The organism is Oceanobacillus kapialis, assembly GCF_044790185.1.
GTDB lineage: Bacteria > Bacillota > Bacilli > Bacillales > Amphibacillaceae > Oceanobacillus_B > Oceanobacillus_B kapialis.
In genome coordinates, this window is sequence record NZ_CP085256.1 from 968,137 (window position 1) to 980,500 (window position 12,364).

Below are 12,364 nucleotides of genomic sequence, written 5' to 3' on the forward strand. Positions count from 1 at the left end.
CTTCAATTTTCATTATAAAGGGAGGAAACAGGCTAGATTGTGAATTTCACTTTTCCATTAATTGTAATAGATAATTCGCTTTAATCCAATGTTTCTGAATTTATTCTATATAACAGAAATGGTAAAGTAAAGTAGACTAAAAATTAAGGAGTGTCTCTCTTGTCAAAGAGTAATAGTGTATTTAATATTTCGGTTTCATTAACAGCTATTTTTATCATCATGGGGATTTTCTTTACCGATATGTTAAATGAAGTATTTTCCGCTACTCTAGCATTTATTCTTGGTAATTTTGGTTGGTTTATTGTAGTAGGAAGCTTTTCATTTATCGTATTTTGTATTTATTTAGCATTTTCAAGATATGGATCGATCCGGTTAGGAGACCAAAAGGATCGACCAGAATATAGTAAAGTATCTTGGCTGGCGATGTTATTTAGTGCAGGAATTGGTGTTGGCTTAATATTCTATGGAGTTGCAGAGCCTGTACAGCATCTTATTGATCCGCCACTTGGGAAAGAAACAGCAGAACCAGCCAATGCCGCAATGAAATATACATTTTTACATTGGGGATTAGGAGCATGGGGGATTTTTGGATTTGTAGCCTTATGTGTTGCCTATTTCCAATTTCGAAAGAAGCTTCCTGGGCTTATTAGTTCCACTTTTTATCCTATTTTAGGACAAAGAATTTATGGACCAATTGGTAAAACAATTGATGGTTATTCGGCCTTTATGACAGCTTTAAACACATCCGTTGTATTAGGGATGACAACACTTCAGGTAACAAGTGGACTCAATTATTTATGGGGTGTTCCCAATACATTAACTACGCAAATTATCACGATTGGCATTGCTACCGTGTTATTTTTATTCTCAGCCTCTACAGGCTTAAATAAAGGAATCAAATACTTATCAAATGTAAACTTTACCCTGTTCTTCTTATTAATGGCTTTAGTACTATTAATGGGGCCAACGATTAAAATGATTAATCTATTTATTAGTACGACAGGAGCGTATGTCGGAGATTTGATTCCAATGAGTTTACATTTAGGAACATTTAACGAAGCGGAAACCATCTGGATGGAATCTTGGACTATCTTCTACTGGGCATGGTGGGTAGCGTGGACGCCATTCGTCGGTGGGTTTATTGCCCGTATCTCTAAGGGGAGAACGATCAGAGAATTTGTTATCGGTGTATTTATCGTTCCGTCAGTATTTAGCTTTTTATGGTTCTCCATCTTCGGTGGTGGTGCACTACATATGATTGAGGATCTGAATCGTACGGAGTTAGCAGATACCGTCTCGCAAGACATTACCTTAGCAATGTTTGGATTTCTGGATTATTTACCGGGCGGGGCTTTCTTAAGTATCATTGCTGCACTGTTACTCATCACATTCTTTATTACATCAGCGGACTCAGCAACCTTTACGTTAAGTTCGTATTGTAAAAATGGTGTGTTAAACCCTTCCAATAACATTAAGATGGTTTGGGGAATTTTAATAGCGATTGGCGCCGTTGCCTTATTAGTGAGTGGTGGGTTGCAAACTGTAGAAAGTGTTGCAATTGTCACGACCTTCCCGTTCTTTTTCTTTATGGTTATTATGAGCTATACGCTATATAAAGATATTAAGGAAAATAATAAACCCCCTAAACAAAGGCAAAACTTAGCCGATAGAAACCTATATACCCAAAAAAGAGAACAATAGGGTATAATTTTACACAGTCTGGCCTTATTTTTTTTGAAAATATTGTCGATGATATAGTTTACAAATAGAAATTAGAAATTGGTGATAAATGATGAATAATAATTATGCAATCATTGATATTGGCTCCAATACAATGCGTTTAGTTATCTATAAACAGGGCGTATCTGGAAGACTTCATGAAGTGCAGAATGTAAAATCGATCGCTAGATTACGGAATAACCTTAATGAAGACTATGTATTGACAGAAGAAGGTATAGCCAAGCTAATTAGTACATTAAGAAGTTTTCAAAAAGTAGTAGATACCTACACGATTCACCACCTTTCCTGTATTGCAACGGCAACGATTCGCCAAGCAACAAATCAGCACGAGCTGGTAGAGCTTGTAAAGCAGGAAGTAGGCTGGGACATGCGCATCTTATCAGAGGAAGAAGAGGCGTTCTATGGCTATTTATCTGTCGTCAATTCTACTTCAATCGAAGAGGGCATTACGATCGATATTGGTGGTGGGAGTACAGAAATCACCTATTTCGAAGGCAGGATTCTAAAATATTCACATAGCTTTCCATTCGGTGCTTTAACATTAAAATCCCTTACAAGCGACTATTCTTCAAAGGAAGCGTCGCTTGAAGGGATACGTGTATTTATTCAGAGCCAGCTCCAAACGCTTCCATGGTTAATTAACAAACGCGTGCCAGTCATCGGTATTGGTGGTAGTGCACGAAATATGGCACAAATCGACCAAAATAAAAAGGCGTACCCTCTCGCAGGACTTCATCAATATGAAATGTCCAGCGAAGACGTGACGGGTATTATAACAGAGCTAGCTTCACTTGATCACGAGAGATTAGAGAAGGTTGAAGGATTGTCAAAGGACCGGGCAGACACCATTGTGCCTGCGATGTGTGTATTTGAGCAGTTGATGAAGGAAGTAGACACAAAATGCTTTATTTTAAGTCGAAAAGGGCTCCGTGATGGTGTTTTTTACGAGCTGTTGTCACGCAAATCAAATCATAATCTATATCCCAATGTTCTAGAGGATAGTTTAGTTGAACTGATGCATGAATATAATTTGTCAGCCCCGCATATAAATCATAGACGCCTACTATCAAAAAAATTAATTGAGGAAGTTGCCAAGTACGGCATTGATCTTCTAGCTGAAAAAGACATGCGATTATTGGAGCAAGCTTGTATCGTGTATAACCTTGGTAAGTATATTGATGCGGAGTCAAGTTCCCAGCATTCCTTTTATCTTCTGGCAAATCGTACGATAGATGGATTATCCCATAAGGAAAGGCTTACGTTAGCCCTTGCTGCTTCCTATAAAAACAAGACAATATTCAAGCAATTTTATAAGCCATATAAGAATTGGTTCACGAAACAAGAAAAGAAAGCGATTGTGCTTATTGGCAGCCTCGTCAAATTTGTCTATAGCCTAGATGCAACAGGTAGACAAATTGTGGAAGATGTAAAACTGGAATTTTTAGAAGACCGTGTTCAATTAATGATTTATTGCAATGAAGATCCTAGCTTAGAGCAATACCAAGCAGAAAAACAGAAGAAACATATCGAGAAAGCTCTTCATCGGAATATCGAGTTGCAATTCATTTCCTAATTACTTGTTTGCTTAAAATCTTTAGAAAAACTTATTATTTCTACAAGAAATCGTATTATATAATAGTTTAAAGAGGATATTTTGGCGTTATATGTAGAATATCCTGTAGGCGACGTTTGAATTTTAGGGGGATCAACATGGTTTACAATGACTTAGAAAATCCAATTTATTATAACAATCGGGAGCTTAGCTGGCTCGGATTTAACGAGCGGGTGGTCGGTGAGGCTTTCGATAAACGGCATCCTTTAATGGAACGGCTAAAATTTGTAGCGATCTTTTCCTCTAACTTGGATGAATTTTTTATGGTGCGTGTAGCAGGATTAAAGGATCAGGTGAAGGCTGGGTTTAATAAACCAGAGAATAAAGCTGGATTGACACCGAAAGAACAGCTTCGCAAAATAGCGGAGAAAAACCATCGATTAGTGCATAATCAATATGATATCTATAAGCAGCTCCTAGATGAATTAGAGGATGAAGGCGTAGCGATTATCGGTATGGACAAGCTGACGAAAGAGCAGGAAAGTCAGTTGGAAGAGTATTTTGATGAGCATATTTTTCCTACTTTAACGCCGATGGCAATCGATGCGTATCGGCCATTTCCTATGCTTTCTAATAAATCAATTAATCTAGCAGTTGTGTTGGAAGATACGGTAGAGAAAGAGTTCAAGTTGACAAAGACTGCGATTGTACAGGTTCCAGCACTACTTAATCGTTATATTCGCATTGAGCAAACGAATAACTACATATTACTAGAAGACATTATCTCACATTTTATTCAAAAACTATTTAAAGGCTATCGGGTTCGCTCTATCACAGAATTTCGTATTACGAGAAATGCAGATATGACTATTCATGAAGAAGGTGCTCGTGATTTATTAAAGGAAATCGAAAAAGAGCTTAAGAAACGTAAATGGGGTGCTGCTGTTCGCTTAGAAGTTCGTGCAGACAAGTATGATGAAGCAATAGTAAGCTTTCTTTTAGGCGTGCAGGAAATACATAAAAATGATTTATATATTGTAGATGGTGCACTTGATCTGACTTATTTATTTGGTTTTTATAAAGAAGTAAAAGCTGAAAATGAGCATTTGGTTTATCTGAAGCTCATGCCACAGCCACCACAGGATTGTCGGCCAAATGAGACAATTTTTGAGGCTGCAGAGAAACGGGATGTATTTCTTCACCACCCATATGAATCCTTTCAGCCAGTCGTTGACATGGTGGTAGAAGCTTCAGAGGACCCAAGTGTATTGGCAATTAAACAAACGCTCTATCGTGTTAGTGGCGATTCGCCAATTATCCAAGGGTTAAAAAAAGCAGCGGAAAATGGAAAACAGGTAACAGTACTTGTTGAGTTAAAGGCCCGTTTTGATGAGGAGCAAAATGTCCAATGGGCCAAGGAGCTTGAAAAAGCAGGCTGTCACGTTATCTATGGTATGAATTTCTTAAAAACCCATAGTAAAATTACCTTAATCGTTCGCAAAGTTGGTGATAAGATTGAACGAGTGGTACATCTTGGCACTGGAAATTATAATGATTCAACGGCTGAACTGTACACGGATATGGGGCTTATTACGAAGAAACGGAAATTCGGCATTGATGCGACCAACTTTTTCAATTATTTGAGCGGGTTCATGGAAAAACCAAGCTTTAACCACCTTTCCATGGCGCCATTTGATATCCAATCGGATTTTATCCGCTATATTGATAAAGAAATTAATTTCCAGAAAAAACGCCAGAATGGCCGCATAATCGCGAAAATGAATTCTTTAACCGATAAAGATATTATTAAGAAGTTTTATGAAGCATCCCAAGCTGGTGTGAAGATAGATTTGATTGTACGAGGGATTTGCTGCTTAAAGCCGGGGATTGAGGGAGTAAGTGAAAACATTCGCGTTCGAAGCATTGTCGGCCGTTTTCTGGAGCATAGCAGGATTTTCTATTTTTATAATGATGGCGATGAAGCGATCTACTTATCCTCTGCAGATATGATGACGCGTAATATGCAGAAGCGAGTAGAGCTATTATTCCCAATTTATGAACAGCCTGTTAAAAATCGGGTAAAAGAAGTACTAGAAATATCATTGGCAGATAATATGAACGCAAGAGAACAAAGAAACGACGGAACCTATTATAAGGTGCAAGCCGACGCTGGTGAGAAACAAGTAGATAGCCAGATGATGTTATATGAAAAAGCATATAATGTGCTTGATGATGAAGAATAATAGTTAGTAGAAGAGATGATTCCTAGTGTTGGGGGTCATCTTTTTCTGTAATTTAAGAGGGATATTGGGGATTCGTGTGGAATTAATTAGTATAACAAGGGATGCCGAAGTAGCACGGACACAAGGAGGAGCCAGATTTGAGTATTCGGTTTACTGTAGAAAGGTCTATTCAAGTGGACAAGCAAACAGCATATAAAAGCTTGCTTGACCTTGATTCTGCCCAAGATTGGATGCAAGGATGAGTAGGGATAGAGCGATTGGATGAGGGCCCATTACAAATAGGAAGTCAATGGAAAGAAACAAGGAAAATGTACGGAAAAGAGGCAACCGAGCATTTTGAGGTTATGGAACTTGAAGAGCCAAATAAAATTATTTTCCGTTGTGATGGCACAAAAGGCACAACAGGCAAAGGAGAGTTTGTGTTTACGTATGTTATCGAAGCATCAGGTGATCATTCAGATACCTTATATGGTGAGATAAAGGGACTTACAGGCATAGCAAAATTCTTCGGAAAAATGATGGCAGAGGCTTTTAAGAAGGCTTGCGCTAAGGATTTGGATGCATTAAAGAGTTACTTAGAGAAATAGTACGCTGCATGACCTAATGTAATGTAAATTTGACCAAACCTTTTAATAGAATGATGAATAGAAAATTAGAAGGGAAAATAAATAAGGAGGGGAAATGATGGGACGTGTAGTACATTTTGAAATTCACGTAGATGATATGGAAAGGGCGAAAAAGTTTTATGGTGACATATTTGGTTGGACCTTTCAAGATTGGAGTGATTATGCTGGAATGCCATATTGTGGCGCTGTAACTGGTGATGACAATGAACTTGGCATTAATGGAGCTTTAATGCAACGCCAAAGTGCTCCGCCAGAGCTAAATCAAGCTATGAATGGGTATGCTTGTACCATGAGTGTAGAGGACTATGATTTAACAGAATCTAAAATACTAGAATCTGGTGGCAAGGTTGCTTTGCCTAAGTATGCTCTACCAGGAATGGCATGGCAAGGGTATTATACAGATACGGAAGGGAATATCTTTGGTATCCATCAACCAGATAAGAATGCAAAGTAGGGTTATCATAGGTTTTACATCCGATAAGAAAGCATGGCTATAGTTAATAAGTAGCCATGCTTTCTCTGTTATCATTTTAAATAATCCTGCGTATAGGTCGTTTTATCCCGCTTTAACCAGCAGTAAGACCCCGCGGATCAACTGCCAATAATGGTCGTTTAACTAACATTTGGTAGGGGAGGGAGGGGACCCTTCACCAAATGAAGCTTCACTTTATTAGTCCCCTTGAGTGTGGATCTGAAAATTCACACCAAATTTATCGGTAACAATGCCATAAGCCGGACTAAAAAATGTTTCTTGTAATGGCATTGTCACGTTTCCGCCATTACTTAATCCTTCAAACAACTCGCTTGCCTTCGCTGGATCATCTGTAGAGATACAGATAGCAACTTGATTTCCATTTTGGTGGGGCTGACCAGGAAACGTGTCAGAAAGCATTACTTCTGTTTCACCAACTTGGATTGTTGCATGTGCAATTCGCTGCTTAGCCTCTTCTGGTACTGGGAACTCCGGGTTTTCAGGCATATCTCCAAAAGCTTGCGTATAAAGTACCTTTGCTTTTAAAGCTTTTTGATAAAATTCAATAGCTTCCGCTGCATTTCCGTCCATTATTAAATAAGGAAGTAGTTTTACTGACATGTGAAACGCTCCTCGTTATTTAATCTGGTACTATTAGAGATTCTAAATTACTAATCACCCACAAGCAGCTGCAAGCACCTTCTGAATATCATAGATACTATTATCTTTCTTAAAAGTTTTTGACACAAGTGGCTGGGCGTTCCCTGATATCCATATCTTCAGCTCGGCATCTAAATCGAAATTTCCACCTGTTTCAATGCTAAAATGTGAAATACTCTTGTATAAAATGGTATGATAATCTGTTTTCTTCCCAGTAAGTCCCTGCTTATCAACTAAAATAAGCCGCTTATCCGTAAAAATAAATAAATCTCGAATTACTTTGAAAGCTACACTTACTTCTTCACCATCAACTAAAATCTTCCCAAAATCCTTTTTAATTTCGCTTTTGTCAACGTTTGAAGCGTTCCCCATTAGCCCATCGAGAAATCCCATTTTATTACCTCCAATTTTAATACACGTTTATAAAAACCTGAAGAGAATAATACTAATATGGATCGTTTAACTGTAATGCAATTATAACAACCATCACATCGTTATGCATTCGTTTTAAAAAAACAATCTAATATTTAAAAATAATCATTTTCAGTTACTAACCCTAAATGAGAACGGTTTCATAAACTGAATGTGAAAATAGTGTGAAAAAAGGCCTGATTTTTGTATATCTCTTGCAATAATGGACAATATACCATAATGTACTTTTATAAGAATAATTATTATTAACAACACATAGGAGGAATTTAACAATGTCTTTAATCGGTTCAGAAGTAAAACCATTCACTGCAAAAGCTTATTTCAACGGTGACTTTGTTGATGTAACAGAAGAAAATTTCAAAGGTCAATGGAGTGTTGTTTGCTTCTACCCAGCAGACTTCTCATTTGTATGCCCAACAGAGCTAGAAGATCTTCAAAATGAATATGCAACATTAAAAGAACTTGGTGTTGAGGTATACTCTGTTTCTACAGATACACACTTTGTACATAAAGGATGGCATGATACTTCCGAAAAAATCGGAAAAATTACGTATGCAATGATCGGTGACCCATCCCAAACTATTTCTCGTAACTTCGAAGTATTAAACGAAGAATCTGGTCTTGCTGATCGCGGTACGTTCATTATCGATCCAGATGGTGTTATTCAAACAGTTGAAATTAACGCTGACGGAATTGGCCGTGACGCAAGTGTGCTTGTTGACAAGATCAAAGCAGCACAGTATGTTCGTAAAAATCCTGGTGAAGTTTGCCCAGCTAAATGGGAAGAAGGCTCTGAAACACTTACACCAAGCCTAGACCTAGTAGGTAAAATTTAAGGAGTGCGATAAGCATGCTTGAAGCAAATATTAAAGCACAACTAGATCAATACCTTCAGTTACTGGAAAGTGATATTGTACTTAAAGTTAGTACAGGTGAGGATGAGGTTTCCAAAGAGATGCAAGAACTCGTGGATGAGATTGCCTCCATGTCCTCGAAAATCACGATCGAAAAGGCAAGCTTAAAACGTACCCCTAGCTTTAGTGTGAATCGTGTTGGGGAAGACACAGGTGTAACTTTTGCTGGTGTACCGCTCGGGCATGAGTTTACTTCTCTCGTCTTGGCTTTACTGCAGGTTAGCGGAAGAGCTCCAAAGGTTGATCAAAGTGTTATAGACCAAATTAAGCAAGTAAGCGGCGAATATCACTTTGAAACATATGTCAGTCTTAGCTGCCATAACTGCCCGGATGTTGTACAGGCACTAAACATGATGAGTGTACTTAATTCTGGTATCACCCATACGATGATTGATGGGGCTGCGTACAAGGAAGAAGTCGAAAGCAAGAACATTATGGCTGTGCCAACTGTAACCTTGAATGGCGAGGAGTTCGGCAGTGGCCGCATGACGATCGAAGAAATGCTAGCCAAATTAGGTAGTGGCCCAGATGCTTCTGAGCTATCTGAGAAAGCACCATATGATGTACTCGTCGTTGGTGGAGGCCCAGCTGGAGCTAGTGCTGCCATCTATGCTGCACGTAAAGGAATCCGCACAGGGATCGTTGCCGAACGTTTTGGTGGTCAAGTTCTGGACACAATGAGCATCGAGAACTTTATTAGTGTGAAAAGCACGGAGGGGCCGAAACTTGTTGCAAGCCTAGAGGAACATGTGAAAGACTACGAAATAGATGTATTGAATTTGCAACTTGTCAGCGGACTTGAAAAGAAAGACATGTTTGAAGTAGAACTAGACAATGGTGCTGTGTTGAAAAGTAGAACCGTTATCGCTTCAACTGGTGCAAGCTGGCGTAAGCTTGGTGTACCTGGAGAAGCAGAGTACGCTAACAAAGGTGTAGCATATTGTGCACACTGTGATGGCCCATTGTTTGAAGGAAAAGACGTAGCTGTAGTCGGTGGAGGAAACTCTGGTGTCGAGGCTGCGATTGACCTAGCTGGGATCGTCAACCATGTTACGGTTCTTGAGTTCTCTGATACACTAAAAGCTGATGACGTATTGCAAAATAGTCTAGCTAAATTACCTAACGTTACGGTAGTAAAAAATGCTCAGACTACAGCAATTACTGGCGGCGATAATGTAAATGGCATTAGTTATCTAGATCGTGAGACAAATGAAGAGAAACATATCGATCTACAAGGTGTGTTTGTCCAAATTGGTCTTGTGCCAAATACAGGTTGGCTTGACAATACTGTAGAGAAAAACCGTATTGGTGAAATTGTTGTTGACAAACATGGTGCTACAACAGTAGCCGGATTGTTCGCAGCAGGCGACTGTACCGACAGTGTTTATAACCAAATTATTGTCGCAATGGGATCTGGAGCTACTGCAGCATTAGGAGCATTTGATTATCTAATCAGAAATCCGATTGAAGCAGGTCCGGTTGAAGAAGAACTTGTTAACCAGAAGTAATGAATGAATATTGAGGACCCTGGATGAAGGCTTTGCCTTTGTCTGGGGTTTTTTGTTTTTGTTGGTGGGTGAGCGATCTTAATGTGGTGGGGCGAGGAGAGCCAATCGACTGCATGTGTAGTGCAATCAACCAATGGTGTGAGCCAATCGACCGCGTTTGTAGTGCAATCAACCAATGGTGTGAGCCAATCGACCGCGTTTGCAGTGCAATCACCCAATAGTGCGAGCCAATTGACCGCGTTTGCAGTGCAATCACCCAATAGTGCGAGCCAATCGACCGCTGTTGCAGTGCAATCAACCAATGGTGCGAGCTAATCGACCGCGTTTGCAGTGCAATCAACCAATAGTGCGAGCCAATCGACCGCTGTTGCAGTGCAATCAACCAATGATGTGAGCTAATCGACCGCGTTTGCAGTGCAATCAACCAATGGTGTGAGCCAATCGACCGCTGTTGCAGTGCAATCAACCAATGGTGCGAGCCAATCGACCGCGTTTGCAGTGCAATCAACCAATAGTGCGAGCCAATCGACCGCTGTTGCAGTGCAATCAACCAATAGTGCGAGCCAATCGACCGCTGTTGCAGTGCAATCAACCAATGGTGCGAGCTAATCGACCGCGTTTGCAGTGCAATCACCCAATGGTGTGAGCCAATCGACCGCTGTTGCAGTGCAATCAACCAATGGTGCGAGCCAATCGACCGCCCCAGCAGTGCAATCAACCAATAGTGCGAGCCAATCGACCGCTGTTGGAGTGCAATCAACCAATGATGTGAGCCAATCGACCGCTGTTGCAGTACAATCAACCAATGTTGTGAGCCAATCGACCGCGTTTGCAGTGCAATCACCCAATAGTGCGAGCCAATTGACCGCGTTTGCAGTGCAATCACCCAATAGTGCGAGCCAATCGACCGCGTTTGCAGTGCAATCACCCAATGGTGTGAGCCAATCGACCGCCCAGCAGTGCAATCACCCAATAGCGTGAGCCAATCGACCGCTTGTTCATTGCAATTAACTAATGGAGCTTTTAATAGTGCGATCGATAATTCGTTGGACGATCCATTCCCTGGCCATCCTGAAACTTTTTAAAGGCTTTTTCGTACGTATACTAGATGGATGGAGGAGGAATGAGCATGGCACAACGTTTAAATGAATCCCTGATACAGGTAAAAGCAGATCTAAGAAGAAAAAAGAAATGGGAAAGGCAAGTAGAGGACTATGAAACAGAGCTTGCTGAAATAGAAGAAGTGATTAAGAAACAAACAACGCGACTAGAAGAAGAGGAAAAAGATGTGGAGAAGCTTGAGGGGTTTAGTATTTCTGGGGTTTTTCTAGCTTTGAAAGGTGATAAGGAAGAACGGATTGAACAGGAAAAACAAGAAGTCGTTGCTGTTCAGTTGGAATTAGAAGAGGCGAAGAAAACGAAAAAAGAAATAGACCAAGCATTAGCAGATTTAGGATACGAGTTAGAAAAAATAGGGGACGTAGAAGCGACTTATCAGCGACTGTTTGCCGAAAAAGAGCAGGATATTAAGCAAAGCAATACTTCTTCAGCGGCTACTTTATACGAATTAAGTGAGCGTGAAGGTGATGAGCGTGCCTACCAAATTGAACTGAATGAAGCCATTAAGGCAGGGGCCAATGTGGTGGGGGATTTGGAAAGTGCTTTAGCCTCTCTAGATAGTGCTGCGAACTGGGGAATGTTCGATATGTTTGGGGGAGGGGCAATTTCCGGACTCATTAAGCATAGCAACATGGATGAGGCTACAGCAGCAATCCATAAAGCACAAACAAGCATGCGCCGTTTCCAAAAAGAGTTATTAGATGTTCAGGAAGAGGTAAATATTCAAGTAGATATCTCTGGAATGCTTAAGTTTGCGGATTTCTTCCTGGATGGATTCTTTGTTGATTTTATGGTTCAAGACAGAATTAATGAAGCACGTGATCAAGTACAAGATAAAAAATATGATGTGGAGAAGATCATCAGGGGCTTAAAGGAAGAAGTTGTTGTAAGTGAGAAAAATATAAAGCAAATTGAGGAAGAGCGTCAGCAATTTATCGAAAACTATTAAATCACTTGGAGGGAATTACCCTCCATTTTTTTCTAATTCCATAATCCTTTCTCCAGTGTGTTCACTTCCCCTATGCTTTTCCGTTATAATAGAAGTACTATTAAAAATCCTAGGTCATTACATAGATTAGAAGTTTACAAAGGGGATGC

The 12,364-nt window shown here is 39.9% G+C and carries 11 protein-coding genes; 8 read left to right on the top strand and 3 right to left on the bottom strand.

From position 1 onward, the window contains the following. The first annotated feature begins 150 nt into the window (after positions 1–150). The 5 genes from LG273_RS05175 (at position 151) to LG273_RS05195 (ending at position 6,615) form a co-directional block, all read left to right on the top strand. Positions 151–1,701 carry a BCCT family transporter gene (locus LG273_RS05175; protein WP_404458368.1) on the top strand — a complete coding sequence of 517 codons (1,551 nt, stop codon included), beginning with the start codon at positions 151–153 and terminating at the stop codon, positions 1,699–1,701. Between the two features lie 91 nt (positions 1,702–1,792). Then, a complete protein-coding gene (locus LG273_RS05180) occupies positions 1,793–3,313 on the top strand; it encodes an exopolyphosphatase (RefSeq protein ID WP_404458371.1) in 1,521 nt (506 codons plus the stop codon). Positions 3,314–3,450: 137 nt separating this feature from the next. Next, positions 3,451–5,535: an RNA degradosome polyphosphate kinase gene (locus LG273_RS05185; RefSeq protein WP_404458374.1), complete on the top strand. Its 2,085-nt coding sequence runs from the start codon at positions 3,451–3,453 to the stop codon at positions 5,533–5,535. Positions 5,536–5,792: 257 nt separating this feature from the next. Next, on the top strand, positions 5,793–6,122 hold the full coding sequence (locus LG273_RS05190) for an SRPBCC family protein (protein WP_404458377.1): 330 nt from the start codon (positions 5,793–5,795) through the stop codon (positions 6,120–6,122). Between the two features lie 97 nt (positions 6,123–6,219). Further along, on the top strand, positions 6,220–6,615 hold the full coding sequence (locus LG273_RS05195) for a VOC family protein (protein WP_379562984.1): 396 nt from the start codon (positions 6,220–6,222) through the stop codon (positions 6,613–6,615). Positions 6,616–6,831: 216 nt separating this feature from the next. Here the strand turns inward: LG273_RS05195 and LG273_RS05200 are convergent, their stop codons facing one another. Together LG273_RS05200 and LG273_RS05205 are read right to left on the bottom strand one after the other, a co-directional pair. Further along, positions 6,832–7,254, bottom strand: a complete 423-nt coding sequence (locus LG273_RS05200; RefSeq protein ID WP_379562986.1) for a VOC family protein — start codon at positions 7,252–7,254, stop codon at positions 6,832–6,834. 54 nt (positions 7,255–7,308) lie between these two features. Continuing rightward, positions 7,309–7,686, bottom strand: a complete 378-nt coding sequence (locus tag LG273_RS05205; protein WP_379562988.1) for a PH domain-containing protein — start codon at positions 7,684–7,686, stop codon at positions 7,309–7,311. 311 nt (positions 7,687–7,997) lie between these two features. On the opposite strand from LG273_RS05205, the gene ahpC reads away from it, so the two are divergent. Together ahpC and ahpF are read left to right on the top strand one after the other, a co-directional pair. Beyond that, positions 7,998–8,561, top strand: a complete 564-nt coding sequence (ahpC, locus tag LG273_RS05210; protein ID WP_404458381.1) for an alkyl hydroperoxide reductase subunit C — start codon at positions 7,998–8,000, stop codon at positions 8,559–8,561. A gap of 14 nt (positions 8,562–8,575) precedes the next feature. Next, entirely contained in the window at positions 8,576–10,147 is a 1,572-nt protein-coding gene (gene ahpF, locus LG273_RS05215; RefSeq protein WP_404458384.1) for an alkyl hydroperoxide reductase subunit F, read from the top strand. Here ahpF and LG273_RS05220 read toward each other — a convergent pair. Beyond that, positions 10,134–11,120 (bottom strand): hypothetical protein, encoded by a 987-nt coding sequence (locus tag LG273_RS05220; RefSeq protein WP_404458387.1) that lies wholly within the window; start codon positions 11,118–11,120, stop codon positions 10,134–10,136. The two genes, ahpF and LG273_RS05220, sit on opposite strands and share 14 nt — an antisense overlap. A 156-nt stretch (positions 11,121–11,276) precedes the next feature. On the opposite strand from LG273_RS05220, the gene LG273_RS05225 reads away from it, so the two are divergent. Beyond that, positions 11,277–12,215, top strand: a complete 939-nt coding sequence (locus LG273_RS05225; protein WP_404458390.1) for a hypothetical protein — start codon at positions 11,277–11,279, stop codon at positions 12,213–12,215. The last annotated feature ends 149 nt before the right edge of the window (positions 12,216–12,364 follow it).

What these genes read in the sequence shown, in the direction of transcription:
- ahpF (WP_404458384.1), top strand. Translation starts at nt 8,576, where the DNA reads ATGCTTGAAGCAAATATTAAAGCACAACTAGATCAATACCTTCAGTTA.
- LG273_RS05185 (WP_404458374.1), top strand. Translation starts at nt 3,451, where the DNA reads ATGGTTTACAATGACTTAGAAAATCCAATTTATTATAACAATCGGGAG.
- LG273_RS05225 (WP_404458390.1), top strand. Translation starts at nt 11,277, where the DNA reads ATGGCACAACGTTTAAATGAATCCCTGATACAGGTAAAAGCAGATCTA.
- ahpC (WP_404458381.1), top strand. Translation starts at nt 7,998, where the DNA reads ATGTCTTTAATCGGTTCAGAAGTAAAACCATTCACTGCAAAAGCTTAT.
- LG273_RS05195 (WP_379562984.1), top strand. Translation starts at nt 6,220, where the DNA reads ATGGGACGTGTAGTACATTTTGAAATTCACGTAGATGATATGGAAAGG.
- LG273_RS05200 (WP_379562986.1), bottom strand. Translation starts at nt 7,254, where the DNA reads ATGTCAGTAAAACTACTTCCTTATTTAATAATGGACGGAAATGCAGCG.
- LG273_RS05180 (WP_404458371.1), top strand. Translation starts at nt 1,793, where the DNA reads ATGAATAATAATTATGCAATCATTGATATTGGCTCCAATACAATGCGT.
- LG273_RS05205 (WP_379562988.1), bottom strand. Translation starts at nt 7,686, where the DNA reads ATGGGATTTCTCGATGGGCTAATGGGGAACGCTTCAAACGTTGACAAA.